25 protein-coding genes are annotated in these 26292 nt (G+C 68.2%); 12 read left to right on the top strand and 13 right to left on the bottom strand.

Annotated elements, in window-relative coordinates; translation table 11 throughout:
• Positions 1–196: 196 nt before the first annotated feature.
• The 3 genes from NFW30_RS05245 to mtnA are packed head-to-tail and all read right to left on the bottom strand — an operon-like array spanning position 197 to position 3570.
• Positions 197–1813 carry an NAD(P)/FAD-dependent oxidoreductase gene (locus tag NFW30_RS05245; protein ID WP_295352747.1) on the bottom strand — a complete coding sequence of 539 codons (1617 nt, stop codon included), beginning with the start codon at positions 1811–1813 and terminating at the stop codon, positions 197–199.
• A gap of 40 nt (positions 1814–1853) precedes the next feature.
• Positions 1854–2498 (bottom strand): class II aldolase/adducin family protein, encoded by a 645-nt coding sequence (locus NFW30_RS05240; protein ID WP_295352745.1) that lies wholly within the window; start codon positions 2496–2498, stop codon positions 1854–1856.
• Positions 2491–3570 carry an S-methyl-5-thioribose-1-phosphate isomerase gene (mtnA, locus tag NFW30_RS05235; protein WP_295352742.1) on the bottom strand — a complete coding sequence of 360 codons (1080 nt, stop codon included), beginning with the start codon at positions 3568–3570 and terminating at the stop codon, positions 2491–2493. Before mtnA ends, NFW30_RS05240 begins: the two co-directional genes overlap by 8 nt.
• Positions 3571–3803: 233 nt before the next feature.
• On the opposite strand from mtnA, the gene NFW30_RS05230 reads away from it, so the two are divergent.
• The 6 genes from NFW30_RS05230 (at position 3804) to NFW30_RS05205 (ending at position 11819) form a co-directional block, all read left to right on the top strand.
• Complete coding sequence (locus NFW30_RS05230; RefSeq protein WP_295352739.1) at positions 3804–4967, top strand: patatin-like phospholipase family protein; 1164 nt, start codon at positions 3804–3806, stop codon at positions 4965–4967.
• A 315-nt stretch (positions 4968–5282) separates the two neighbouring features.
• Positions 5283–6959: an AMP-binding protein gene (locus tag NFW30_RS05225; RefSeq protein ID WP_295352736.1), complete on the top strand. Its 1677-nt coding sequence runs from the start codon at positions 5283–5285 to the stop codon at positions 6957–6959.
• 100 nt (positions 6960–7059) lie between these two features.
• A complete protein-coding gene (locus tag NFW30_RS05220; protein ID WP_295352733.1) occupies positions 7060–7680 on the top strand; it encodes a CDP-alcohol phosphatidyltransferase family protein in 621 nt (206 codons plus the stop codon).
• Positions 7681–7704: 24 nt separating this feature from the next.
• Entirely contained in the window at positions 7705–9453 is a 1749-nt protein-coding gene (locus NFW30_RS05215; protein ID WP_295352730.1) for a bifunctional alpha/beta hydrolase/class I SAM-dependent methyltransferase, read from the top strand.
• Between the two features lie 20 nt (positions 9454–9473).
• Positions 9474–10823 (top strand): dual specificity protein phosphatase family protein, encoded by a 1350-nt coding sequence (locus tag NFW30_RS05210; protein WP_295371820.1) that lies wholly within the window; start codon positions 9474–9476, stop codon positions 10821–10823.
• A gap of 21 nt (positions 10824–10844) precedes the next feature.
• Positions 10845–11819, top strand: a complete 975-nt coding sequence (locus NFW30_RS05205) for a phosphatidate cytidylyltransferase (protein WP_295352725.1) — start codon at positions 10845–10847, stop codon at positions 11817–11819.
• A gap of 13 nt (positions 11820–11832) precedes the next feature.
• Here NFW30_RS05205 and NFW30_RS05200 read toward each other — a convergent pair whose 3' ends face one another.
• Entirely contained in the window at positions 11833–12429 is a 597-nt protein-coding gene (locus tag NFW30_RS05200) for a nuclear transport factor 2 family protein (RefSeq protein WP_295352723.1), read from the bottom strand.
• Positions 12430–12577: 148 nt separating this feature from the next.
• The gene (locus NFW30_RS05195) at positions 12578–12955 is read right to left on the bottom strand and encodes a cupin domain-containing protein (protein ID WP_295352720.1); all 378 of its coding nucleotides are present in this window, start codon (positions 12953–12955) and stop codon (positions 12578–12580) included.
• 162 nt (positions 12956–13117) lie between these two features.
• On the opposite strand from NFW30_RS05195, the gene NFW30_RS05190 reads away from it, so the two are divergent.
• From NFW30_RS05190 to NFW30_RS05170, 5 genes are all read left to right on the top strand, one after another.
• Positions 13118–14038 carry a LysR family transcriptional regulator gene (locus NFW30_RS05190; protein WP_295352718.1) on the top strand — a complete coding sequence of 307 codons (921 nt, stop codon included), beginning with the start codon at positions 13118–13120 and terminating at the stop codon, positions 14036–14038.
• A gap of 197 nt (positions 14039–14235) precedes the next feature.
• The gene (locus NFW30_RS05185) at positions 14236–16563 is read left to right on the top strand and encodes a TonB-dependent receptor (RefSeq protein ID WP_295352715.1); all 2328 of its coding nucleotides are present in this window, start codon (positions 14236–14238) and stop codon (positions 16561–16563) included.
• Between the two features lie 41 nt (positions 16564–16604).
• The gene (locus NFW30_RS05180; RefSeq protein ID WP_295352712.1) at positions 16605–17303 is read left to right on the top strand and encodes an energy transducer TonB; all 699 of its coding nucleotides are present in this window, start codon (positions 16605–16607) and stop codon (positions 17301–17303) included.
• A 151-nt stretch (positions 17304–17454) separates the two neighbouring features.
• Positions 17455–18174: a MotA/TolQ/ExbB proton channel family protein gene (locus tag NFW30_RS05175; protein ID WP_295352709.1), complete on the top strand. Its 720-nt coding sequence runs from the start codon at positions 17455–17457 to the stop codon at positions 18172–18174.
• Complete coding sequence (locus NFW30_RS05170) at positions 18171–18599, top strand: biopolymer transporter ExbD (protein ID WP_295352706.1); 429 nt, start codon at positions 18171–18173, stop codon at positions 18597–18599. Before NFW30_RS05175 ends, NFW30_RS05170 begins: the two co-directional genes overlap by 4 nt.
• Before the next feature lie 83 nt (positions 18600–18682).
• On the opposite strand, the gene NFW30_RS05165 is transcribed toward NFW30_RS05170, so the two are convergent.
• The 7 genes from NFW30_RS05165 to nifH all read right to left on the bottom strand — a co-directional run bounded on the left by NFW30_RS05165 (position 18683) and on the right by nifH (position 25033).
• Positions 18683–19657, bottom strand: coding sequence for a hypothetical protein (locus NFW30_RS05165; protein WP_295352704.1), 975 nt, complete (start codon positions 19655–19657; stop codon positions 18683–18685).
• 12 nt (positions 19658–19669) lie between these two features.
• Positions 19670–20395 carry a dinitrogenase iron-molybdenum cofactor N-terminal domain-containing protein gene (locus tag NFW30_RS05160; protein WP_295352701.1) on the bottom strand — a complete coding sequence of 242 codons (726 nt, stop codon included), beginning with the start codon at positions 20393–20395 and terminating at the stop codon, positions 19670–19672.
• Positions 20396–20412: 17 nt separating this feature from the next.
• On the bottom strand, positions 20413–20610 hold the full coding sequence (locus tag NFW30_RS05155) for a 4Fe-4S dicluster domain-containing protein (RefSeq protein ID WP_295352698.1): 198 nt from the start codon (positions 20608–20610) through the stop codon (positions 20413–20415).
• Between the two features lie 23 nt (positions 20611–20633).
• Positions 20634–20858 carry a putative nitrogen fixation protein NifT gene (gene nifT / locus NFW30_RS05150; RefSeq protein WP_295352696.1) on the bottom strand — a complete coding sequence of 75 codons (225 nt, stop codon included), beginning with the start codon at positions 20856–20858 and terminating at the stop codon, positions 20634–20636.
• Positions 20859–20922: 64 nt separating this feature from the next.
• Positions 20923–22491 carry a nitrogenase molybdenum-iron protein subunit beta gene (gene nifK, locus NFW30_RS05145; RefSeq protein WP_295352691.1) on the bottom strand — a complete coding sequence of 523 codons (1569 nt, stop codon included), beginning with the start codon at positions 22489–22491 and terminating at the stop codon, positions 20923–20925.
• 62 nt (positions 22492–22553) lie between these two features.
• Positions 22554–24056, bottom strand: a complete 1503-nt coding sequence (gene nifD / locus NFW30_RS05140) for a nitrogenase molybdenum-iron protein alpha chain (protein ID WP_295352690.1) — start codon at positions 24054–24056, stop codon at positions 22554–22556.
• A 68-nt stretch (positions 24057–24124) separates the two neighbouring features.
• A complete protein-coding gene (gene nifH / locus NFW30_RS05135) occupies positions 24125–25033 on the bottom strand; it encodes a nitrogenase iron protein (protein ID WP_295352688.1) in 909 nt (302 codons plus the stop codon).
• 496 nt (positions 25034–25529) lie between these two features.
• Between nifH and NFW30_RS05130 the strand changes: the two genes are divergently transcribed.
• Entirely contained in the window at positions 25530–25784 is a 255-nt protein-coding gene (locus NFW30_RS05130) for a hypothetical protein (protein WP_295352686.1), read from the top strand.
• A gap of 96 nt (positions 25785–25880) precedes the next feature.
• Here NFW30_RS05130 and NFW30_RS05125 read toward each other — a convergent pair whose 3' ends face one another.
• Positions 25881–26255, bottom strand: a complete 375-nt coding sequence (locus tag NFW30_RS05125; protein WP_287461606.1) for a 2Fe-2S iron-sulfur cluster-binding protein — start codon at positions 26253–26255, stop codon at positions 25881–25883.
• Between the last annotated feature and the right edge of the window lie 37 nt (positions 26256–26292).

Raw genomic sequence — 26292 nt, 5'->3', positions numbered from 1 at the left:
ACAGAGGAATCTAGGATGAACACTCGGCACACCCGGAGATGCGCATGCCGCAGGTCGCTTCCCTCGCTCCCGGCCTGCAGCCCGCCGCTGAGCATCGCCGGTTCCGGGTGGCGCAGCGCTTCGGCCGTGCTGATCGCGTGCCGTTCGCCGCGCAGGCGGTACAACGCGACCAAGACCGTTGCCAGCCCCGCGATGCTCAGCCGCGCCCCTCCCCCGCCGCGAGCAGAGCGCGCGTCACCGCCTCGGCGACGCGGATGCCGTCGACCGCCGCCGAGAGGATGCCGCCGGCGTAGCCGGCGCCTTCGCCGGCCGGGTAGAGGCCGGCGAGGTTGATGCTCTGGCAGTCGTCGCCGCGGGTGATGCGCAGCGGCGACGAGGTGCGAGTCTCGACGCCGGTGAGCACCGCGTCGGCCATCGCGAACCCCCGGATCTGGCGATCGAATGCCGGCAGCGCCTCGCGGATCGCGGCGATCGCATAGTCCGGCAGCGCGCTGCCGAGGTCGGTCAGGCGGACGCCGGGCTGGTACGAGGGGATCACCCCGCCGAGCCGGGTCGATGGCCGGCCGGCGAGGAAATCGCCGACGAGCTGTGCCGGCGCCTCGTAGTTGCCGCCGCCGAGTGCGAAGGCGTGCGCTTCGAGCTGCCGCTGCAGCTCGATGCCGGCGAGCGGCCCGCCGGGGTAATCGGCCGGCGTGATGCCGACGACGATGCCGGCGTTGGCGTTGCGCTCGTTGCGCGAGTACTGGCTCATGCCGTTGGTGACGACCCGCCCGGCCTCGGAAGTCGCGGCGACGACGGTGCCGCCGGGACACATGCAGAAACTGTAGACCGAGCGGCCGTTGCGGCAGTGGTGGACGAGCTTGTAGTCGGCGGCGCCGAGCAGCGGGTGGCCGGCGTTTGGCCCAAGGCGCGCGCGGTCGATCAGCGATTGCGGGTGCTCGACGCGAAAACCGATCGAGAACGGCTTCGCCTCCATGCCGACGCCCGCCGCGTGCAGCATGGCGAAGGTATCGCGGGCACTGTGCCCGAGCGCCAGGATGACGTGCCGGGCGCGCACTGCGCCGCCGTCGGCGATCGTCACGCCGCGCAGGCGGCCGTCGTCGATCTGCAGACCACTGACCCGCTGCTGGAAACGCACCTCGCCGCCGAGGCTCTCGATCTCGTGCCGCATGCGCTCGACCATGCCGACGAGGCGGAAGGTGCCGATGTGCGGCTTGCTGACGTAGAGGATCTCGGCCGGCGCGCCGGCCTTGACGAACTCCTCGAGCACCTTGCGCCCGTAATGCCCGGGATCGCGGATCTGGCTGTAGAGCTTGCCGTCGGAGAAGGTGCCGGCGCCGCCCTCGCCGAACTGGACGTTCGACTCGGGGTCGAGCCGCTTGCGGCGCCACAGCCCCCAGGTGTCCTGCGTGCGCTCGCGCACCGCCTTGCCGCGCTCGAGGACGATCGGGCGGAAGCCCGCCTGTGCCAGGATCAGCGCGGCGAAGATGCCGGCCGGGCCGAAGCCGACGACCAGCGGCCGTTCGCCGGCTGCGGCCGGCGCATGGCCGACGAAGCGATAGCGCATGTCGGGCGTCGGCTGCAGGTGGAGATCGCCGGCGAGGCGGGCAAGCACCGACGCTTCGTCAGCCAGCTCGACATCGACACTGTAGATGAAGGCGAGCGCGCCGTTGCGACGCGCGTCGTGGCTGCGCCGGAAGATGCCCAGCGAGCGGACTTCGGCCGCCTCGACACCGAGGCGGGCGGCGACCGCCGCCGGCAGCGCGGCTGCATCATGGTCGATCGGCAGGCGGATTTCGCTCAGACGCAACATGCGAGCCGGTGATGGTCGCGGTGAGCCGGGCCGCTGCCGTTCAGGACTGCTGCCCGTAGCTGGCGAACTTCGCCAGCACGCGCGCCATCTCGGCGGCGTCGAGCAGCACCGGTGGCGCGATCTGGCAGGCTCGCCAGTATTGCTCGCAGAGCGCCTCGAGTTCGCCGCCGAGCGCCAGTGCCTGCGGCAGGTCGCGGCCGACGACGAGCATGCCGTGATTCGCCAGCAGGCAGCCGCAGCGCCCGTCGATCGCGCGCAGCACCGCCGCCGACAGCTCCTGCGTGCCGAAGGTGGCGTAGTCGCTGCAGCGCACGCTGTCGCCGCCGAAACGCGCGATCATGTAGTGGAAGGCCGGGATGTCGCGGCGCAGGCAGGCGAGACTGGTGGCGAAGGGCGAATGCGCGTGCAGGATGGCGCCGGCGTCGGCGCGCCGGGCGTAGAGGTCGCGGTGGAAGCGCCATTCGGACGACGGCAGGCGACGACCGCTGGTGGCACCGTCGAGACGCACCTGGACGACGTCTTCGGGCTGCAGCGCGTCGTAGGCCATGCCGCTGGGCGTGATCAGGAAGGCCGCTTCGCCCGCCGGCGGCAGACGCACGCTGAGGTTCCCGGCGGTGCCGCGGTTGAGCCCGAGAGCGGCCATCTGCCGGGCGCAATCGATCAGTTGCTGCCGCAGTTCAGCCATCGGCCTCCTCCGGGTGGAGCGCGCGCAGGCGATCGGGGGTGCAGCAGCCGCGTTCGCTGATGATATGGTCGACCAGGCTGGCCGGCGTGATGTCGAAGGCCGGGTTGGCGACCGTGGCGGTGGGCGGCAGTTGCCGCAGCTCGCCGGGCAGGCCGGCGGCGTCGCAGCCGTGCAGCAGCCGCAGTTCGTCGCCGGCGCGTTCCTCGATCGGGATCGCCGCGCCATCGGCGCAGGTGAAATCGATCGTCGAGCGTGGCGCGGCGACGACGAAGGGCACGCTGGCGGCGCGCGCCGCCAGCGCCTTGAGGCAGGTGCCGATCTTGTTGGCGACGTCGCCGTTGGCGGCGATGCGGTCGGCGCCGACGATCACCGCGTCGATGCCGCCACGCATGAGCAGCAGCCCGGCCGCGTTGTCGGCAATGACGGTGTGCGGCACGCCCTGCTGGCGCAGTTCCCAGGCGGTCAGCAGGCCCTGGTTGCGCGGGCGGGTCTCGGAAACCCAGACGTGGATGTCGATGCCGGCTTCGACAGCAGCGTAGACCGGCGCCAGCGCCGTGCCACGATCGACCGTCGCCAGCCAGCCAGCGTTGCAGTGGGTCATGATCTCGAGTCGCCGCTCGCCACGCCGGGCGGCAAGCAGCCACTGCAGCCCGTGCGCGCCGATCCGCCGGCACTGCTCGACATCCTCGTCGGCGATCGCCACCGCCTCGCGCCAAGCGGCGACAGCGCGCGCCGCCGCTGGCAGCGGCAGCAGGCGGGACTGCATCCGCGCCAGCGCCCAGCACAGGTTGACCGCCGTCGGCCGCGTCGCCGCCAGCAGCCGCACCGCCGCCAGCAGCGACTCGTCGTCGGCGCGACGGGCGACTGCCAGGGCGATGCCGTAGGCAGCGGTGACGCCGATCAGCGGCGCACCGCGGACCAGCATGCTGCGGATCGCCTCCACCGCGTCTTCGAGACCGTGCAGGCGGCGGACGCGGAAGGCATGCGGCAGCGCCGTCTGGTCGATGATGTCGACGGCACGCGCGCCGGCGACCGGCCAGATCGTGCGCAGCGGAATGCCATCGACTTGCATGGGCCGGCATTCTAGCAGCCGCCGACCCGGCTGCCGACCGCCGATTCACGTCGCCGATCCGCGTCGCCCGACGTCGCCACTCGAGGGGCGCCGCGGCCGGTGCGCGGGAAAGCTGCGGCGCTGCCCCGCAAACGGCGACGCGGACCGCTGCAGTGCGCTTAGAATGGCCATCTGCGGGCCCCTTCGCCGCAGCCTTCTGCAACCAGTGCGCCACAGCCATGAGGACCGCAACCATGACCCGACCCAATCGCGACGAACATCTCTTCAGCCCCGGACCGAAGCGAATCCTGGCCCTCGACGGCGGCGGCATCCGTGGCGTCCTCACCGTCCAGATCCTGAAGCGGATCGAAAGCCTGCTGCGCGAGCGTGCCGGCGGTGACGAGACGTTCCGCCTCTGCGACTACTTCGATCTCATCGGCGGCACGTCGACGGGCGCCATCCTTGCTGCCGGCCTGGCGACCGGCATGTCGGCGGCGGAACTCGAGCGCCTCTACCAGGAGCTGGGCGATGCCATCTTCGACCCCGACGTGCTGCGCTGGGGGCTGCTGCGCGCCAAGTTCTCGAAAGCGCCGCTCGAAAAAGCGCTCAAGCGCCAGTTCGGTGACATCACGCTCGGCGACCCGACGCGCATCCGTACCGGTCTGGCGATCATGCTCAAGCGCTTCGATACCGGCAGCCCGTGGGTGGTGCACAACAACCCGCGCAGCCGCTACTTCAGCCCGCGGCCGGGTGGCAAAGCGCTCGCCAACAGCGAGTTCCTGCTCTGGCAGATCGTTCGCGCGAGCACCGCGGCTCCGCATTACTTCGATCCCGAGAAGCTGGTCGTCGGCCGCGATGCTGCCGGCAACGATCAGGCCGGCGTCTTCGTCGACGGCGGCGTCAGCCCGCACAACAACCCGTCGCTGCAGTTGCTGATGCTCGCCTGGCTGCGCGGCTATGCGCTGCAGTGGCCGGCCGGAGCAGAGAAGCTGCTGCTCGTCTCCTGCGGCACCGGCATCAACGAGACGAGCCATGACTCGGACAGGAAGGCACTGGCGGCAGCCGACGCGATCATGGGACTGGCGTCGCTGATGGACGACGCACTGGCGCTCAACGAGCAGTTGCTGCAGTGGATGTCGGTCAGCCCGACGGCGCGGGTGATCGATCGCGAGGTCGGCACCCTGGCCACCGACCATCCGGGCGGGGGACTGCCATTGCTCACCTACCTGCGCTACAACGCCCATCTCGATGGTGACTGGCTGCGTGCCAACGTGCGGCCGGATTACAGCGATGCCGACGCGCAGACGCTGCGCGAGATGGACCAGCCGAAGAACATGCGGCAACTGGTCGAGATCGGCCAGGCGGTCGCCCGCAAGGTCGAGGAAGGCCATTTTCCACCAGCATTCGACCTCCGTTAGCGCGCGTCGCGACGCCGCCGGCGAGCAAGACAGGACCCGGCTGCTGCCGCACCGCCGGGCGCCCGCGCGGCGCAACGCCGTGCCTGGCGCCTGCCGCCCGCAACGATGGCAGCGAGAGTGGCAACTCACTTACAATACCGGTCTGCAAGGCACGGCAGGGAATCGACAGCGGCCTGATGGCGGCGGATCGTGCGCCACCGGGAAGCGCTGCCGAAGCCAGGCCGCCGGGGAGAGACGCCGGCACGCGCGGACGCCCGCAAGGGTCCCGGCGGAGATCGGCACGAAAGCGGTTTGATCAACAAGAAAGGAGCAGAGATGTCTTATTCGGCCTTCGTGCAGGCCCGCGATTTCCTTCAGGCCCACCGCACCGATTACGAGACGGCGTTTCGGGATTTCAAGTGGCCGGTCCTCAACGACTTCAACTGGGCGCTCGACTATTTCGACGTGATGGCTGCCGGCAACGACAGGCCGGCGCTGTGGGTGGTGAACGAGGATGGTTCGGAGCAGAAGATGTCGTTCGCCGACATGTCGCGGCGCTCGAACCAGGTCGCCAACTGGCTGCGCGACCAGGGCGTCCGCCGCGGCGACCGCATCCTGATGATGCTCGGCAACGAGGTGCCGCTGTGGGACACGATGCTGGCGTCGATCAAGCTCGGCGCCGTCCTGTCGCCGGCCACCACCCTGCTCGCGCCGGATGATCTGCGCGACCGCATCGACCGCGGCCAGATCCGGCACGTGATCATCGGCCACACGCACGCCGACAAGTTCGACGGGCTGCCGGGCGCCTACACCCGGGTCACCGTCGGCGGCGCCGTCGCCGGCTGGCAGCAGCTCGAACAGGCCTACAGCGGGTCGCCCGACTTCCTGCCCGACGGCCCGACGAAAGCGACCGACCCGCAGCTGCTCTACTTCACCTCGGGCACGACGTCGAAACCGAAGCTCGTCCTGCACAGCCAGCAGAGCTACCCCGTCGGACACCTGTCGACGATGTACTGGCTCGGCCTGCAGCCGGGCGACGTGCACTGGAACATCAGCTCGGCGGGCTGGGCGAAGCACGCCTGGAGCTGCTTCTTCGCACCGTGGAACGCCGGCGCGACGATCTTCATCTACAACTATGCCCGCTTTGCCGCCGCGGCGATCCTCGAAACGCTGGTCCGCTGCTCGGTGACGACGCTCTGCGCGCCGCCGACCGTCTGGCGAATGCTGATCCAGGAAGACCTGAAGAAGTATCCGGTGAAGGTGCGCGAACTGATCGGTGCCGGTGAGCCGCTCAACTCGGAAGTCATCGATCAGGTCAAGGAAGCCTGGGGCATCACGCTGCGCGACGGTTTCGGCCAGACCGAAACGACGGCGCAGGTCGGCAATTCGCCCGGCCAGGTCGTCAAGCTCGGCTCGATGGGCCGCCCGATGCCCGGCTATCAGGTGCGGCTGGTCGATGTCGACGGGCACGTCGCCGAAGAGGGGGAGATCTGCCTCGACCTCGCGCAGCGCCCGATCGGACTGATGATCGCCTACGACGATGACCCGGAAAAGACCGCCGAGGTGATGCGCGACGGCTTCTATCACACCGGCGACACGGCAACCGTCGACGCCGATGGCTACATCACCTACGTCGGCCGCGCCGACGACGTCTTCAAGGCGTCGGACTACCGCATCAGCCCGTTCGAACTCGAGAGCGTCCTCATCGAGCACGACGCGGTCGCCGAAGCGGCGGTCGTTCCGAGCCCCGATCCGCTGCGGCTGGCGGTGCCGAAAGCCTTCCTGACGCTGCGCGCCGGCCATGAGCCGAGCCGCGAACTGGCGCGCGACATCTTCGTCTTCCTGCGCAGCCGGCTGTCGCCGTACAAGCGCGTGCGGCGGATCGAGTTCGGCGAACTGCCGAAGACGATCTCGGGCAAGATTCGCCGCGTCGAGCTGCGCAAGGGCGAACAGGACCGGGGTGCCGCGGCGCGTGGCCCGCTCGAGTTCTACGAGGAGGACTTCGAGTTCTGACGCAGCCAGACGGGGCCCCGGCAGCGGGGCTCCGGCAGCCGCCGATGCCGCCTGCGGGCGGCATGCTGTTTGCTGGGCGGCGACCTGCCCGCAGCCACCGATGACGCTCTACTCGCTGAAGCCGCGCTTCCAGGCGCTGTTGCGCCCGGCGGTACGCCACCTGCACGCCGGCGGCGTCACCGCCAACCAGGTGACGGTCGCCACCGCTGCCGCGTCGCTGCTGCTCGGCGGCGGGCTGGCGCTGGCCGCGGCGCGCGGCGCGCTGGGCTGGTTCCTGCTGTTGCCCGGCTGGCTGCTGCTGCGCATGGCGCTGAACGCGGTCGACGGCCTGCTGGCGCGCGAGTTCGGCCAGGCGTCGAGGCTCGGCGCCTGCCTGAACGAACTCGCCGACCTGCTGGCGGATGCCGCCCTGTACCTGCCATTCGCCCTCCTGCCGGCAGCCACCGGCGCAGTCGCGGTGCTCGTCGTCGTGCTGGCGAACGTTGCCGAAATGGCGGCCGTACTGGCCGCCGACGACGACGGGCGGCGCAACGACGGGCCGATGGGCAAGAGCGATCGCGCCCTGGCCTTCGGTGCGCTCGGCCTGCTGCTCGGCGGTGGCGTCGCACCGGGTCCATGGCTCGCCTGGGTTCTGGCGATCGTCAGCGTCCTGCTCGTGCTGACCATCGGCAACCGGGTCCGGCACGGCATCGCCGCCGGGCAGCGCAGCGCGCAGCAGTGACGACAGGCAGCGGAGGGGAGTGACATGCGCCAGGCAGTGGAAGGACAATTCACGACGCACGACGGCAGCCGCCTCTTCTATCGCCACTGGCCACCGAGGCAGGCCGGCAGCACGGCGCGCGCGCTGATCCTGCTGCATCGGGGTCACGAGCATTCGGGACGCCTGCAGCATGTCGTCGACGAACTCGGCCTCGACGAGTTCGCCCTGTTCGCCTGGGATGCGCGCGGCCACGGACGATCGCCCGGTACGCGCGGTGACAGCCCGGGCTTTGCCGCCCTCGTCCGCGATCTCGACGCCTTCGTCACGCACGTCAGCGACGTCTGCGGCATCGCCATCGAGGACATCGCTCTGATCGGCCAGAGCGTCGGCGCGGTCATCGCCGCCACCTGGGTGCACGACTACGCGCCGCGCCTGCGCTGCCTGGTACTCACGGCACCGGCCTTCGAGGTCCGCCTCTACGTGCCGCTGGCACGTCCGGGGCTGGCCTTGATGCGGCGGTTGTTCGGCAACTTCTTCATCACCTCTTACGTCAAGGCGCGCTTCCTCACCCATGATCCGCAGCGCATCGCTTCCTACGACGAGGATCCGCTGATCACCCGCAACATCTCGGCGCGTGTCCTGCTCGAACTCGCCGACGCCGCCGACCGGGTGGTCGCCGATGCGCAGGCGATCCGCGTGCCGCTGCAACTGCTGATCCCGGGCAACGACTGGGTGGTTCATCGCCGGCCGCAGGAGCGCTTCTTCGAACGTCTCGGTTCGCCGGTCAAGGAATGCCACCTGCTGCCCGGGTTCCTGCACGACACGCTCGGCGAGCGCGAGCGCCGGCTGCCGCTGGCGGCGATCCGCGCCTTCATCGAGCGCATGTTCGCGGCGCCACCCGCCGCCGACTCGCTGCTGCAGGCGGATCGCTTCGGCCATACCCGCGACGAGGAACGGCGGCTTGGCCAACCGCTGCCGCTGCTCTCGCCGCGCCGCCTCGGCTTTGCCGGTACCCGCCTGGCGATGCGCACGCTCGGCCGGCTGAGTGAAGGCATCGCCACCGGCCTCAGGACCGGTTTCGATTCGGGCAGCAGCCTCGATCATGTGTACCGCAATCAGGCGCGTGGCCGACTGCTGCTCGGCCGGCTGATCGACCGTGGCTATCTCGACTCGATCGGCTGGCGCGGCATCCGCATTCGCCGCACGCACCTGCTGGTGGCGATCGCCAATGCCGCCGCGCGGCTGCGTGCCGCCGGCCGGCCGATTCGTGTCTTCGACCCTGCCGCCGGGCACGGGCGCTATCTCGTCGAGGCCGTGCAGGCCTTGCCCGAGCGACCGCAGTCGCTGCTCCTGCGCGACCTCGACGCGGCCAACGTGGCGCAGGCACAGGCACTGCTCGAAGCCGCGGGGTTCGCCGGCATCGCCCGCTGCGAAACCGGCGACGCCTTCGCCGAGGCCGCGCTCGCGGCGATCAGACCGCAGCCCAACCTGGTGACGGTTTCCGGCCTCTATGAACTGTTCTCCGACAACCAGCTCGTCGCCAGTTCGCTGCGCGGACTCGCGCAGGCCGTCGAGCGCGGTGGCTACCTGATCTACACCGGCCAGCCCTGGCATCCACAGCTCGAGCTGATCGCCCGCACGCTGACCAGCCATCGGGGCCACCAGCCGTGGATCATGCGGCGGCGGACGCAGGCGGAGATCGACGAACTGGTGCGGGTCGCCGGCTTCAGCAAGCTGGCACAGTGGATCGACGACTGGGGCATGTTCAGCGTCTCGCTGGCCCGGCGCGATTGAGCTCCGCGCCGGCGTCGCCCTTGCGTGCCGACGCTGCCGGCGCCGCCGGGCGCCGTCCGTGGCGGCGGGCGTTCGCCTGGCTGCTGCTGCTCGGCCCCTTCTTCTTCGCCAGCTACGGCTTCGCCACCTGGGTCAGCGGCCAGCGCAGCGATGTCGGCTTCATCCGTTTCGACTGGGAGCGGCACATCCCGCTGCTGCCCTGGACGATCGTCCCCTACTGGCTGATCGACCTGCTCTACGGCCTCTCGCTGCTGCTCTGCCGGACGCGCCGCGAACTCGACACGCACGCCTGCCGCCTGCTGGCGACGCAGCTGATCGCGATCGGCTGCTTTCTCGTCTTCCCGCTGCGCGTGACCTTCGAGCGCGGCACCGTCGACGGCGCCTTCGGCTGGCTGTTCGATCTGCTGACGAGCTTCGACCAGCCTTACAACCAGGCGCCGTCGCTGCACATCGCCCTGCTCGTCGTCCTCCTCGCGCCCTATCTGCGGGTCGTCCCGCGGCGCTGGCACGCTGCGGTCCATGGCGTCGCGCTGCTGATCGGCATCTCGGTGCTGACCACCTGGCAGCACCACTTCTTCGACGTTCCGACCGGGCTCTGGCTTGGCTGCCTGGCCATCTGGCTGTTTCCGGACGCGGGCGGCTCGCCGCTCTGCCGCCTGCGACGCAGTCCCGATCGACGGCGACGCTGGCTGTCGCTGGCCTACGCCGCCGCGGCGATCAGCCTCGGCGGCCTCGCCACGCTGGCCGGCGGCGGCTGGCTCTGGCTGCTCTGGCCGGCGGCATCACTGGCCATGGTGGCAGCGATCTACCTGCTGCTCGATGGCCGGGCCTTCGGCAAGCGCGACGACGGCTCGATGCCCGTCGCCGTGCGCTGCCTGCTCGGCCCCTACCTGGTCGGCGCCTGGCTCAACCGCTGCTGGTGGACGCGCCGGCTCGCCGTCGCCGACATCGTTGTCCCCGGAGTCCTGCTCGGTCGCTTGCCCAGCGCCGCGGATCTGCGCCTGCTGCCGGTGGCGACGGTCGTCGATGTGTGCGCCGAGCTGCCCTGCAGCACCCCCGGCGTGGCGCACGCCAGCGTGCCGATGCTCGATCTGGTGACGCCGGACGGCGACCAGATCGACGCCGCGCTGACACACCTGCAGCGCGCGCTCGCCAGCGGTCCGGTACTCGTCTGCTGCGCGCTCGGCCTGGCGCGCAGCGCGCTCGTCGTCGCTGCCTGGCTGTTGCGCAGCGGCCAGGTCGCCACCGCCGGCGAAGCCGTCGCCCTGGTGCAACGCGCGCGACCGGCGATCGCCCTCGGTGCACCGGCAATCGCTGCCCTCGCCGACTGGCAGCGGCGGCAGCCGCCGGCAGGCATCGCGGGCGATTGACGCGACGCGGCACAAGCGCGCATGGACTGGCTCGACGCCGACCTGCTGCCGCAGCTGCCTGCCGCCGCCTGGCGAATGGCTGGCGGCATCGCCGGCGTCCTGCTGCTGGCCACCCTGGTCGCCCGGCTGCTGCGGCTGCGGCCGGCCCGCCGGCAACCGCATGCGCTGCTCGACAATCTCAACCAGCGCATCGACGGCTGGTGGCTGATCGCCATCGCCGTCGGCCTGGCGCTGCTCGCCGGACGGCCGGGCGTCATCCTGCTGTTTGCCCTCGCCTCGCTGCTCGCGTTGCGCGAGTTCCTCGCCGGCGAAGCCGGTGCCGCGCTGCCGCGGGCGCTGCGCTGGGCGAGCTTCGGCATCGTCGTGCCGCTGCAGTATCTGCTGCTCTGCGGTGCTCCCGGCCCGCTGTTCGGCAGCCTGATCCCGCTCTGCGTCGTGCTCGTCCTGCCCCTCGGCGAACGGCTGCGCCGCGCCAACGGCAAGCCGCCGGCACGTATCGGAGCGCTGCAGGCCGGCCTGCTGTTCTGCGTCTACGGCATCGCGCACGTTCCGGCACTGCTGACGCTGCCGGGCGACGCCGAGGGCGGGCAGCGCAATGCGTGGCTGCTCGTCTTCCTGCTGCTCGTCGTGCAGGTCGGCGACGTCCTGCAGTACCTGTGGGGCAAGCTGCTCGGACGGCATCCGATCGCTCCCCGCCTGTCGCCGGCGAAGACCGTCGAGGGCACGGTGGGCGGCCTTCTCAGCGCCTGCGCGCTCGGCGCCTGGCTGGCGCCGCTGACCCCGTTCACCGCGGCCGGCGCGGCACTCGTCTCGCTTCTGCTCGGCGTCCTCGGCTTCTGCGGCGGACTGCTGCTCTCGGCGCAGAAGCGGCAGCGCGGCATCAAGGACTGGGGAACGCTGATTCCCGGTCACGGCGGCATGCTCGACCGGCTCGACTCGCTCTGCCTGTCGGCGCCGGCCTTCTACTACCTGCTGCGCTGCGGCTGCAGCCCCTGAACCGGGAGCCGCGCTAGCGTCGCCGCCAGCGACCGAGCAGCCAGCCGAGCAGCAGGCCGCCGACGCCGGCGCCGGCGCCGACATACCAGATCGCCCGCTCGGCTTCGGCAAGCAGCGAGTTGGTGAACACGTTCGACGACAGGTGCATCGAAACCACCTGCCACCGGTCACCCACCTTCGCCGAGGTCGAAGTCCAGTTGGAGTCGAGCGCGAACGGTCCACGGGCGACGGGGAAGAACTGGTCCACCATCGTCCCGTCGGCCACTGCCACCTCGCCGTTGCCGAAGAAGCGCGCCGGTTTGCCGAGCCTGGCGGTCGTCAGGTAGCGGTCGAGAATCCGCTTCTCGCCCTTGACCATCTTGTGATAGTAGGCGCGCACCTCGTCGTGGCCGCGCGACACCTCGCCGTTGAGCCAGGTCACCGTCACCTGCGGGTGCATCTGGGCGATCATCCGTTCGACGTCCTGCGCATTGATCGCCGCCTCCATCTCGCGAAACAGCTTGATCAGCGCCTGCCGGTCGGCCGCATGCGGGTCGTCGGTCGCCGCGACGGCGACTGGCGCGAGGATGAGGAGGAAGAGGCTGAACAGCATCCGGAGCAATGGCTGCATGGCACGTCCTGTCGGTGATTGAGGATCTGGCGAGGAATCAATGATAAGCCCGCAGCGGGCCTGATCGCCAGCAGGAGGCGGCCGGTCCGGCTTCGCCCCCTGCCTCCTGCGCCACCTTCGCCGTCCGGGAGCCGATCGCTGGCGTCGCTCAGCTGGGCCACGGCAGATCGAGGAGCTGCTCGTCGGGAAGGAACACCGCGACCGGCGACGCCGCCAGAACGGCAATGATCTCCAGTGGCTCCGAGCCGACGGCCTCGATCCGGTGCGGGGCGTCGCGCGGCACGGTGATCGTCTGCCCGGCGCCGAACGGGTGCACCGCTCCGGCAATGAGCAGTTCGCCGCTGCCGGACAGGCAGAGGACGATCTCGTCGCAGTCGTGCCGGTGCGGCGGCGTGGCACACCCGGGCGCAATGCTCTGCCGCCAGAGACTGAGCTGCGTCAGGCCCTGCGCCCGGCCGGCCCAGGTGCTGTGGGCGATGCCGGGAATCGGGGTGGCGCTTGGTGGGGTCTGCGGGTGAACATGCATGAGTCTTCTCCTGATCGATGGACGAGAACGTCGGTTCATTCGACGCCTTGCGGCCCGCGGCGCGAGCTTGCAACGAAGCTTGCGCGCAAATGCACCAGGACGGAATCCTCTGGAATGCCGTAACATTGGAGACACAATATCCTCAATTCACGGGTTCCCGCCATGCAGGGTCTGCAGCAGCTGATCGCCTTCGCCGAAACGGTCAAACACGGCAGCTTCGCCGCCGCCGCGCGCAAGCTGGGAACCGCTCCGTCGACCCTGGCCAAGGCCGTTGTCCGGCTCGAGGACTCACTGGGCGTCAAGCTCTTTCATCGGACGACGCGACAGGTGCGCCCGACTGCCGACGGAGAGCGCCTGTTCGAGCGCTGCCGGCGCGTCCTCGAAGAGGTCGAGGCACTGCAGTCCGAAGCCGCTGGCACGCGCAGTGCACCCGCTGGACTGCTGCGCGTCGATCTGCCGATCGTTTACGGCCGTCGCGTCCTGCTGCCGGTGCTTGCGCGGCTGCTCGAGCGTCACCCGGCACTGCAGCTCGACCTGCGATTGCACGACAGCTACACCGATCTGATCCGGGACGGCATTGACCTGGCGGTGCGTGTCGGCACGCTCAGCGACTCACGACTGGTTGCTCGGCGTTTCAGCGAACAGGCGCTGCTCCTTTGCGCCAGCCCGGGCTACCTGCGCGAGCACGGCGTCCCGCGGACGATCGACGATCTCGCACGACACCAGGCGGTCGTGCACCGGCTGCCGACGAGCGGTCGCTTGCGCAGCTGGGTTTTCGCCAGCGGCGGCACACGCCGCGAACTCGACCCGCCATCGCGGGTGCAGGTCAACGACGGGGAAGGCACCGTCCACAGCGCCTGCCTCGGCCTCGGCCTCGTGCAGGTACCCGACTACATGGTCGCCGACGAGATCGCCAGTGGCCGTCTCGTCGAGGTGCTGTCCTCGAGCCGGGCACCGGCGGAGCCGATCAGCATCGTCTACCCGTCGGGCCGGCTCGTGCCGCCGCGCGTCCGGGTAGTGATCGACGCGCTGCTGACACTCGGAGACACCACGGCGAGCCTGTCCCCGGCACCCGGGCAGTGAGCGGGCGGGCAGGCCGGCGCAACGCCTGGCCGGCGGGACGTTGCGCCTGCCCGCTGCTGCTGCCGCCAACGTGGTCGTTGGCCGCTGCGCCCGCGGCGGCCGTCCGGCACGATCCGCGACAATGTGTCGCATTCCGTGCCCCACCCGCTTCTGCCAGAATCCAGCGCCGACGAATGTCCATCGGGAGGAGTGGGGAAATGAAGTTCCGGATCAATCGCATGGCCGCGTTGATCGCGGCTTTCGGGGCCAGTGGCATGCTGCCGGCAGCCGCCGCCGACGGGGCGGGCGCTGCCGCCGGCGCCGAGCGGCCAGCGCAGCTCGCGCCGGTGGTCGTCGAGGAGAACCGCCTGCAGCCGCTGCCGGCCGCGAGCCGCGTCGACGAAGAGACGATGCGGGCCCTGCGCCCGGCGACCAGCGACACCGCGAGCCTGCTGCGCGATGTCCCGGGCGTCCAGTTGCAGGGCGCCGGCGGCGTGTCGAGCCTGCCGGTGATCCGTGGCCTCGCCGACGACCGCAACCGCATCCTCGTCGACGGAATGGACCTGATTGCGTCCTGCCCGAACCACATGAACCCGCCGCTCTCGTATCTCGACCCGAACGGCGTCAGCAAGCTGCGCGTCATTCCCGGCGTCACGCCGGTCAGCCTCGGTGGCGACAGCATCGGCGGTACGATCATCGCCGAATCGCTGGCACCACGTTTCGCGGCAGCAGGCCAGAGCCCGCTGCTCGGCGGCGAGGTCGGAGGGTTCTACCGCAGCAACGGCAATGCCTGGGGCGGCAACCTGTCGGCCGTCGTCGCCAACGAGAATCTCAGCGCCAACTTCAGTGCCACGACCGCGAAGGCGGACAACTACACCGCCGGTGGCAACTTCAAGAACTTCACCGCGACCGGCAATCCGGGACGCACGCTGGCGCGCGACGAGGTCGGCTCGACGGCCTACGAGACGCACAACTACCAGTTCGGGCTCGCCTACCGGCCGAGCGACCACCTCGTGGAGTTCAAGTATGCGTACCAGGACATTCCGGAGCAGTTGTTCCCGAACCAGCGGATGGACATGCTGGGCAACACTCAGAACCGCTTCAACCTGCACTATCGCGGGCAGTTCGACTGGGGTCAGCTCGACGCCCGTGCTTACTACGAAACGGTCGACCATCTGATGGATTTCGGTCCCGACAAGCGCTTCTACTACGGCATGGCTTCACCAACGGGCCTGCCATGCTCGCCGATCAGCGCAACCTGCGCTGCCGGCATGCCGATGAAGACCGACAGCAACACCAGCGGTGTCACCCTGCGTGCCGACATCAATCTTGGCGCCAACGACCTGCTGCGTACCGGCGGCCTCTACCAGCACTACCGCCTCGACGATTACTGGCCGGCGTCCGGAAGCGCGATGTGGCCGCTGACCTTCGACAACATCAACGATGGTACGCGCGACCGCTTCGGCATCTTCGGTGAGTGGGAATCGCGACTCGACGCGCAGTGGACGACCCTGGTCGGCGTCCGCTACGAGCGCGTCACGACGGATGCCGGTCCGGTGCAGGGCTACAACCCGAACATCAACTTCACGACCATGATGATGGGCATGATGCCGATGCGGATGTACAGCAACCAGCAGGCCGATGCCGCTGCGTTCAACGCGCAGGATCGCAAGCGGAGCGACAACAACTGGGATCTCACCGCCCTCGCCCGCTACGTGCTCGACGCCCAGACCGACCTCGAAGTCGGTGTCGCGCGCAAGACGCGCTCGCCAAACCTGTACGAGCGCTACACGTGGTCGACCTGGTCGATGGCGGCGGTGATGAACAACTTCGCCGGCGACGGCAACGGCTACTACGGCGACATCGACCTCGATCCGGAGGTCGCGTACACGGTCTCGGCGTCGGTCGACTGGCATGCGAGCGACCGCAGCTGGCAACTGCGGGCGACGCCCTACTACACGCGGGTCAAGGACTACATCGACGCGATCCGATGCAACAACAACACCACCTGTCAGCCGCCGAACGCGACGACGAGCAACCAGTTCGTCGTCCTGCAGTACGCGAACCAGTCGGCCGAGCTCTACGGCATCGACCTCTCCGGCGAGTTGCCGCTGGCCAGCTCGAGCTACGGCAACTTCGGGCTGAACGGAGTCGTCTCCTACACCTACGGCAAGAACCGCGACACCGGCGACGGCCTGTACAACATCATGCCGTTCAACGCCCGGCTGACGCTGACCCACCGTCTTGGCGGCTGGGACAACGCGCTCGAGTTCGTCGGCGCGACGTCGAAGGACCACCTGTCCGACGTGCGCAACGAGATCGGCACACCAGGCTACGGCCTGCTCAACCTGCGCGCCAGCTACTCGTGGAAGCAGGCACGTCTCGACTTCGGCATCGACAACGTCTTCGACAAGCTCTACTACCTGCCGCTCGGGGGTGCCTACACCGGCCAGGGCCAGACCATGATGTTGAACGGGGTTCCTTGGGGCATCGCGGTTCCCGGAATGGGCCGTTCGGTCTATACCGGCATCAGCTTCAAGCTGTAGGTGGCGGCGAGTCGCCGCATCGACCATCGCCGGTGATGGCGGTGTCCGCGACTGGCTGGCGGCCGGGTTCACCCGCTGCCGGCCCGCGTCGGAGGCCTCGCGAAGCGATCCTCGCGCTCGGCGTCGTCGCCGTCATCCACGTCGCGGCAGCCTATGGCCTGTGGACGCACCGTCTCCTCGCGGCACACGCCGAAGTGAGGATGCTGCAGGTCGACTTCGTCGCGCCGACGTTGACGCCGCCGCGCGTTCCGCTGCCGGCCGAGCCGCATCGTCCGCAGCCGCCGGGCAAGCCCGCGACGCCACGCCAGCGACCGCCGCCACGCCAGGCGCTGCTGGTGACGCCGCCGCGGGCGAGCGCAGCGGCGGTCGTGGCAGCCACCGCCGAGCAGTTCCCCGTGGTCGTCGACGCGCCGGCAGCGGTTGCCGCAACGACGCCGCCGGCGCAACGGGGAGCGGTGGCCCTGGGGTCCGAGTTGTCGGTCGTCTGCCAGCACCGGCCAGCCCCCGCCTATCCGCCGCTGTCGCGACGGCTGGAGGAGACCGGCGAAGTCATCCTGCGGGTCGAACTCGGCGAGGACGGCAGCGTCGCCGCGGCGCGGGTCGAGCGCGGCAGCGGTCATCAACGGCTCGACGACGCCGCGCTGGCAGCGGTCAGGGGCTGGCGCTGCAGTGTACCGCCGGGCTTCGGTCGTGGCGCGCGCGCCGTTGCGCTGCAGCCTTTCCGTTTCGTCCTGCAGTGACGTCAGGCACCGACGACCGCGGCCCGACACGCCCGGTAGAGCGTTGCCCGGTCACGTCGCGGCCCGCCTCTGCGGTTGGAATGCGGCCCTCCCGCCTCCTTCGTGCCGCTTCCCCTGCCGCAGGCAGACAACCTTCCCTGGATTCCGAATCGTGCAGTCACAGTTCGTTGATGGCTTCGGTGTGGCCCATTTCCTCTCGCAGGCCGACCTCGTCGGCCGGCTGGTCCTGCTCGTCCTGCTGCTCCTGTCGCTGGCAAGCTGGTATCTGATCATCAGCCGCTCGCTGGCCAGCCATTTCGCGCAGCGACGGGCGAAGGCCTTTCTTGCGCGCTTCTGGAGCAGCCGCAGCGAAGACCTGCGACGCCGCCTGCAGGACGAGGCGTGCGATCACGCCTTCGCGCGCCTGGCTGCCGAGGGGCTCGACGCGCTCGCCGACAGCGGCGACGTCAGCTTGGCGGCGGCAGGCGGCTTCGCCGAATACCTCAGCCGGCGGCTCGGCCACGTCATCGACGACGAGGCGGCTGCCGCCGAGTATGGCCTGACGATGCTCGCCTCCGCCGCCTCGGCGGCGCCGTACATCGGGCTGTTCGGTACCGTCTGGGGGATCTACCATGCGCTCGTGCAGATCGGGCTGTCGGGCCAGGGAACGCTCGACAGGGTCGCCGGACCGGTCGGCGAGGCGCTGATCATGACCGCGCTCGGCCTGGCGGTGGCGATTCCGGCGGTGCTCGCCCACAACGCCTTCAACCGCCGCAACCGCCTGTGGCTGGCGCGCCTCGAAGGCTTTGCGCACGAGCTCTACGTGCTGCTGACGGTGAAGGGCGTCGCCGCCGATGCCGCTGCCGCGCAGGCGCCCGCCGCCGGTCGATGAGCGACAGCCGCTTCCGCCGCCAGCGCCAGGCGGCGCCACGCGCCGACATGAACGTCGTGCCGCTGGTCGACGTGATGCTGGTGCTGCTGGTGATCTTCATCGTCACCGCGCCGCTGCTGACGCATGCGGTGAAGATCGACCTGCCGCAGGCGTCGAGCGAGGTCAATGTGACCCGCGACGAGCGCGTCGAGCTGGCGGTGCGCGAGGACGGTGCACTGTACTGGAACGGCGAGCCGCTGACGCTCGAGCAACTGACCGAACGCTGTGCTGCCGCCGGCCGACAGGTGCCGCAACCCGAACTGCACCTGCACGCCGATCGCCACGTGCACTACGAGCGCGTCGCGCGGGTGCTGGCGATCGCCGTCCGTTCCGGACTGCAGCGTGTCGGTTTCGTTTCCCTGCCGGAGGAGCGGGCGACACGGTAGCGGCCCACCCGCCGCCTCACCGTCTTGCGGCCATCGATCCGGATTTCCTGCCGCAAGGCGCAGCCGCGTTCACCGCAGCGCGGTCAGCAGGCGTAGGGCTGGCAGAGCCACTGCCTGACCACCTGTATGTCGCGACCGGGAAGGTAGTGGAAGCCGGCCTCGACGTCGTTGATCACGGCATTGGCCAGAGCGTAGGGTGCGCTGCGGACGGTCAGCATGTGGAAGAACCAGGCCATCGGGAAGCCCGCGGCCCTGTCGTAGCGGGCCATCGCCTGATGCAGGGCCAGCCCCTGCATGCCGAAGGTGGCGGCGAACCTGGGTGCGGCACCGTTCAGTGCGGCGACCGGCGTGGCGTGCAGTACGGCCTGCCGGTAGGGGTCGAGATGCTCGCGTACGGCAATCACCCAGTGGTTCGAAAACTGCGTCGCCACGCTTGCGCTGCTGGCTTCCCAGGCTTCGACGAAACGATGGATCGGCTGCGCCTCGGGCTTCTGCACGCGCATCCGGGCAAGGAAGGCGGCGACCGGCGTCAGGCGGCGCAGGACCAGGAACGGCGAACCGATCGGTTCGGCGCCGGCAAAGCAGGTGACGTCGGCGCCGCGCGGATCGATCAGTTCCTCGATTCCCGATGGCAGGCCCTCGGCCATGAACAGCGGATGGCAGACGACTTCCTGCAGTTCCTCGATTTCGATCTGGACGAAATCAGTGGCGCCGCTGCCGGTCACGGCGACAAAGTAACGCGTGCGGCCGGTGAGTCGTGTCGCCCGCAGACCGTGCTCGGCGCAGTCGTCGCAGAGGGCAGCCATGTCATCGTCGTGGGCCGCCAGTTGCTGCTCGGCCCAGGTTTCGAGATCGTCCGAAATGCGGACATGGTTCGCGTCCACGACGCCACCCAGCCGATACCACCCGCCGCGCGACAGGGCCTGGCGAAAGGTCAGCCCGGGAGCCAGTACCGCGAGTTCCCTGGCCAGCACGTCCGGCCCGGCGCTGGCAGGCATTCGCACGCACAGCTCGGCGACCCGGCGCGACAGGTCCTTCCAGTCCGGGATGCTATTCATTCCCGGTGGCCTTCATGCGTCCTCGGCAACGGCGTCCGCCGCGAAGCGGGCCAGCGAACCGGCTTCGACGCCCATGATCCGGGCCAGCCACGGCGGTGGCTGTCGCAGTGCCCGCTGCAGTTGGGCAAGCGCCTGCAGGGCTTCGCCGCCCGCGTTCCCGCGACTCGCCACCTTGACCGGGTGGATGCCGGCGCGGACGACATTGGCCGTCGCCGGGCCACCGATCGACTGCACGTAGACGATCTGGCAATCATCGATCAGTGCGGCACGGGCGACGTTGCGATCCTCGGCGTGATCCGCCGCCAGCGTTGGCCGCACGGCAATCAGCCGCACCTCGTCCGGGGAGACCTGATAGACCAGGAAGCGCTCGCACGAGCCATAGTGGCCATCGAGCAACTGCGCGCGGTTCGAAGCGCAGGCGACGCGGATCGATCCCGGCATGTCGCCGGCGGCGTAGCGCGCCACCGTCGGCAGCTCGCTGTTGACGACGTCCTCGCCCCACAGCAGGCGCACGGCCTGCTTCAGTTGCTCCCGCGCCGCGTCGGTCACGATCACGTCATCCCCCTGCAGCATGAACTGCAGATCAGCCACCGTGACGGTTGCGAGTCTGGCCTCGGTCAGCGGCAACCCGAGTCGCTCAACCAGCGCCGAGACCAGTTCCCTGGCCGACAGGATGCCCAGCTCGCGAGCAGCGAGCGCGACGCGCAGAGCCGCTTCACGGGTAATCGACTGCGCCATCGAAGCCTCCCTCGAGCCTAGATGAAGACGATGCAGGCTTCGCCTGCCGGGCAGGCATCGAGGCACTGCGGCGAATCGAACTCGCCTTCGCACTCGGTGCAGGTGTCGACGTTGACCTTGTACATGCCTGCCTTGCTGGTGATCGAGTTCGTCGGGCAGACCGGCTTGCAGTCGCCGCACGACGTGCACTCGGCCTGGATGATCTTCATTGCCATGATCTCACTCTCCGTTGAATGACCTACTCCGCTGCATCCAGTCGCCTGGCGCGCAGCGAGATCGGGAAGCGTGCAGGCAGGGCCTGCGGTTCAATGTAGTAGGTGCCGCCGTTGTTGAGCCGGATCTCGCCACCCCACTTGTCGGAGCTGTCGAATTCCATCGCGACGATGGCGTCCTCGAAGTCACGCTTCGGCAGGTAGAAAGAATAGGTTCCGACCGCCGTCTTGCGGACCATGATGTTGGCCATGGAACTTCCCCTTGCAGTTGGCGACGGGAACGGCGAACGTCCCCGCCGGGCTGGTTCAACGCACTCAGCGCACCAGATCGAAGTTGTAGTCGGTGGTACCCATGCCCATCGTCTCCTGGTCCAGGCGCTCGAGCACCGCATTCACCAGTGTCGTGACGACCTGCATCGCCCCCTCGTAGCCCATGGTCGTCTGGCGATGCAGATGATGACGGTCGAACAGCGGGAAGCCGATGCGAATCAACGGCACCTCGAACTCCCTGCCCTTGTGCAGCGTGTCGCGCTGGATGAACTTGCCGTAGCTGTTGCCGATCAGGAAATCCGGTCTGTCGGTGAAGCAGAGCGAACGCAGGTGCCACAGGTCGAGACCGGTCCAGGCCTTGGCGTTGACCCCGAACGGGCTTTCCGAGAGCATCTTTTCCATCGTCTTCAGCCAGCGCTTGCTGCCGTTGTGGCTGATCACGTGCGTCGGTTCGGCACCGCATTCAAAGAGGATCTTGACCATCCCCATGACGAAGTCCGGATCGCCGTAGAGGGCGAACTTCTTGCCGTGCAGCCAGGCGTGCGAGTCGGACATCAGGTCGACCAGGCGGCCGCGTTCCTTGGCCAGCGACTCCGGGATCGGCTTGCCTGTCAGTTCGGAGACCTTCATCAGAAGGTCGTCGGTCCAGTCGACACCCATCGGGATGTTGAGCCTGGGCACCTCGTGGTTCCAGGTGTTCTCGACCAGCTTCTTCGTCTTGTCGAGCTGGAATGGTTGCAGCAGGACGGTGCTGATGGCGTTCGGCGCGTCCTTGATCTCATCCTGCGTCGTGCCGCCGGCATACATCCGGAATTCGCCGTCGGCCGGCGTGTCGAGCACCTCGGTCGGGTCGGAGAGCAGCGTCGCCTCGACGTCCATCTCGGCCATCATCCGCTTGATGACCCGGAAGTTGCCGAGATAGGTCTCGAAGCCGGGAACGAAGTTGAGCTTGCCGTTCCTGCCTGGCGCCTTGTCGGCCATGTGGTTGAGCGTGAACGAGCGCATGATGCCTTCGAACATGTTGTCCCAGCCGGTGACGTGCGAGCCGACGAAGGAAGGCGTGTGCGCAAAGGGGACCGGGAAGTCGTCCGGTACGTGCCCTTCCTTCCTGGCGTTGTTGATGAAGGCATTGAGGTCGTCACCAATGACTTCCGCCATGCAGGTGGTCGACACCGCGATCATTTCCGGCTTGTAGATCGCACGGGCATTCTCGAGGCCGTCGAACATGTTCTTCTGGCCGCCAAACACCGCGGCATCTTCGGTCATCGAATCCGAGACGCAGCAGATCGGCTCCTTGAAGTGACGATTGAAATAGGTCCGGAAGTAGGAGACGCACCCCTGCGAGCCATGCACGTAGGGCAGCGTCTTCTCGAAACCCAGCGCACAGAGGACGGCGCCGAGCGGCTGGCAGGCCTTGGCCGGATCGACGGTCAGCGCCTCGCGCTTGAAGTTCAGCTCCTGATATTCCGCGGTGGTGGTCCAGAGGAAGATCTCCTGCACCTTCTCCGGCGGATGGCGCTCTTCGCAGCCGTCCCGCTTGTTCTTCAACGAGACCTGATAGTCCGCTTCGCCGAAAAGCGGGTAGCAGGGCTTGATATCGTCTACAGCTTGCATCGTCATCTCCTTTGGCCGCGCCACCCATGTGTAGACGCGGACACAACTTGAGGGAAATTCTCTCAGGCGACCTTCTTCAGCTCGCCTGCTTCACGCGGCGCGGTCGACGCGCCCGACTCCGGCTGCTTCTTCCAAGGCGGCGTCTGCTTGCTCCAGCACGGGTTGGAAATCGCCATGTCCATGTCGCGGGCGAAGATGGCGAAGCCGTCGTAACCGTGGTACGGACCCGAGTAGTCCCACGAGTGCATCTGGCGCAGCGGGATGCCCATTTTCTGGAAGACGTACTTCTCCTTGATGCCTGAGCCGACCAGGTCGGGCTTCATCCGCTTGATGAACTCCTCCAGTTCGAAGCCGGTGGCGTCGTCGTAGAGCAGCGTCGCGTTGCCCATCTCCTTGATCGTGCGGTCGTAATCGTCGTTGTGCGCGAACTCGTAACCGGTGCCGATGACCTGCATGCCGAGGTCCTCGTAGGCGCCGATGACGTGCCGCGGTCGCAGGCCACCGACGTAGAGCATCACCGTCTTGCCCTGCAGGCGCGGCTTGTAGTGGGCGATCACCGCCTCCATCGTCGGCTGGTACCTGGCGATCACGCGCTCGGCGCCTTCCCTGATGTGATCATCGAAGTGGGCGGCAATGGCGCGCAGCGACTCGGCAATCTTCGTCGGACCGAAGAAGTTGTACTCCAGCCAGGGAATGCCGTACTTCTCCTCCATGTGGCGGCTGATGTAATTCATCGAGCGGTAGCAATGCAGGAGGTTGAGCTTGACCTTCGGTGTCATTTCGATCTCGGCCAGCGTACCGTCGCCAGCCCACTGCGAGACCACGCGCAGGCCCATCTCCTCGAGCAGGATGCGCGAGGCCCAGGCATCGCCGCCGATGTTGTAGTCGCCGATGATGGAAACATCGTAGGGGGTGGCTGCGAAGGCCTGGCCGTCGCGCCTGTCGAGGACCCAGTCGCGGATCGAATCGTTGGCGATGTGGTGCCCGAGCGATTGCGAGACGCCACGGAAGCCCTCACAGCGCACCGGAACGATCGGCTTGCCGATTTCCTTGGCGGCCTTCTTCGACACCGCCTCGATGTCGTCGCCGATCAGGCCGATCGGGCACTCGGACTGCACCGAAATGCCCCTGTGCAGCGGAAACAGCATCTCGATCTCGCCGATCAGCCTGGCCAGCTTTTTGTCGCCACCGAAGACGATGTCCTTCTCCTGGAAGTCGGAGGTGAAGTTCATGGTGCCGAAGGTGTCGACGCCGGTGGTGCCGACGTAATAGTTGCGGCGACCGGCACGCGAATACTGGCCGCAGCCGATGGGGCCGTGCGAGACGTGGACCATGTCCTTGATCGGACCCCAGACCACGCCCTTGGAACCGGCGTAGGCACAGCCGCGCACGGTCATCACACCGGGCAGCGACTTGCGGTTGGACGTGATGCATTTCTTCGATTGTTCGACCGACTGGTCGTTGACCGCGAGGTGCTTCGCGCGGTCCCTCCTGGCCTTGTCGGGGTAAACCTCGAGCACCTCCTGAATCAGGGCCTCGGTTTCTTCACGTGTCAATTCAGACATCCTGCTTCTCCTTGTGCGCTGCCGGCACTCATGCGTGCGCGGCAGCCGCGGGTTGAGACGGTGGCGGCTCAGGCAACGGCGAGCGCTTCAGCCTGTTCGGCCGAAAGCTGGGCAGCGGTCTTGCCGATGATCGACTCGTCGTCCGCCTGCAGGATGCCGAACTCCATCAGCAGTTCCTCGAGTTCGTCCATCGTCACCGGTGTCGGGATGACGAAGTTGCTGTTGTCGACGATCTTCCTCGCCAGCGTGCGGTACTCGTCGGCCTGCGGCGCCGTCGGGTCGTACTCGATGACCGTCATGCGGCGGATCTCGGCGTGCTGGACGATGTTGTGACGCGGGATGAAGTGGATCATCTGGGTGCCGAGCTTGGCGGCCAGCGCCATGATCAGCTCGTCCTCGCGGTCGGTGTTGCGGCTGTTGCAGATCAGGCCGGCGAGGCGCACGCCACCGGAGTTGGCGTACTTCACGATGCCCTTGGCGATGTTGTTGGCGGCGTACATGGCCATCATCTCGCCCGAACAGACGATGTAGATTTCCTGCGCCTTGTTCTCGCGGATCGGCATCGCGAAACCGCCGCAGACGACGTCGCCGAGCACGTCGTAGAAGACGAACTCGAGGTCATCGTCGTAGGCGCCCTCCTCCTCGAGGAAGTTGATCGCCGTGATCACGCCGCGACCGGCACAGCCGACGCCCGGTTCGGGGCCGCCGGATTCGACGCACTTGATGCCGCCGTAACCGATCGACATCACATCCTCGAGTTCGAGGTCCTCGACTGACCCGGCCTCGGCGGCCAGGCCCATGACCGAGTTCTGCGCCTTGCTGTGCAGGATCAGCCGCGTCGAGTCGGCCTTCGGGTCACAGCCGACGATCATCACCTTCTTGCCGATCTCGGCCAGCGCGGCGACCAGGTTCTGGGTCGTCGTGGACTTGCCGATACCACCCTTGCCATAAATGGCGGCCTGACGAAGTTTTGCCATGATGCAATCTCCTTGTTGAAGTCCTGCGTTGAAATCCGCTGAAGCAAGGAAGAATCCCGCGCTCCTGACAAGGCTTGTGCACAGAGCGTGCCAGTTCGCGGCGGGGCCGCTGAAACCGTGGCGTGGCAAGGCCTGCAGCGATTCTGGAGCGGGCCGGGGAAACGCCGATGTCGGACATTGCCGCGAATCTTTGTCGCGCTCCCGACAAGGGCCACGACATCTCGCCGCCGCGCCAAGGCCTGCCCGGGCACTGCAGCGAAAGCCCCGTCTGCGACTCACGAATCCTCCCTCTCCGAGGTAGCGGAGAAGGTCCGGTGGTGAGGGAGACGGTCATCACCTGCCTGATCCGAGGCATCCCGGGAATCATGACCGCTGGCCGCAGGACCGCGATGCGGGATGCCGCTCGAAGCGGCCGGCCCACCGTCGTCAGCTTGCTGGCTGGTCCGGCGCGTTTCTTGCTCGGAAAGGCTGCATTCACGCCTGCATCGCCAAGCCGATGGGTGGCTTTGCCGTGCCCTCGTTCGTCAAGGCGCACCGCGGCAGGCGCCATCTCCTGCGCGGCGTGCGTCTCGACCGTGCTGCCGAGCGCGTGATCCTGTCGCACCTGATACACGACGTGACAGTCGGGCCCGCCGGTTGGGCCCTGATCCGCAAAGCGAAGGACAGGGAACGGCGTCTCTGCCAGCGCATCGGCATCGAGATCGCCGAGGCGGATGCGCTGGCGCTGCTTGCCGGCGTTGCAGCCAGCTGAGTCGCCGGCGGCGCCGTCCGACGGCGATCGGTACGGGAGAGCCGGCCTGGTCGCGAAAACGCGTGCGACCTGTCGACCAGCCGACCGGTGACAGGGTCAGCGGCTCGGGTATTCGACCAGAATGTCCTCGTCGCGGACGATGTACTGGCAAGCGAGACGCCATTCTGTCGGTGGCAGGTCATCGACGTACATCTGCTCGATCTGCGACTGCTTGATCTTGCCCAGTTCCCTGAGGACTGCGACCTCGCGGGCGTTGAGCGGACCGCCCATATGGCCGTACTTGTTGTGGCTGGCCTTGTCGACGCTGCTGACCTTGACGAGGCAGGTCCCGCACTCGCCATCACCACAGCAGAAATCGATCGGGACATGATTGTCCCTGGCAAGCTTCAGAATGGTCTGGGTATGGCTGCCGGCGACGGCGTAGACCGTCTTGTCCCGATGCAGCGGACTGGAGAAGGTGATGTTGGGCATGGCAGGCTCCTGGTGGGTGTTGAAGGGTGCGACGAAA

Source organism: Accumulibacter sp., from assembly GCF_023806635.1.
Taxonomy (GTDB): domain Bacteria; phylum Pseudomonadota; class Gammaproteobacteria; order Burkholderiales; family Rhodocyclaceae; genus Accumulibacter.
The sequence above is the reverse complement of the archived record's forward strand: the minus strand, read 5'-3'. Positions and strand labels throughout refer to the sequence as shown.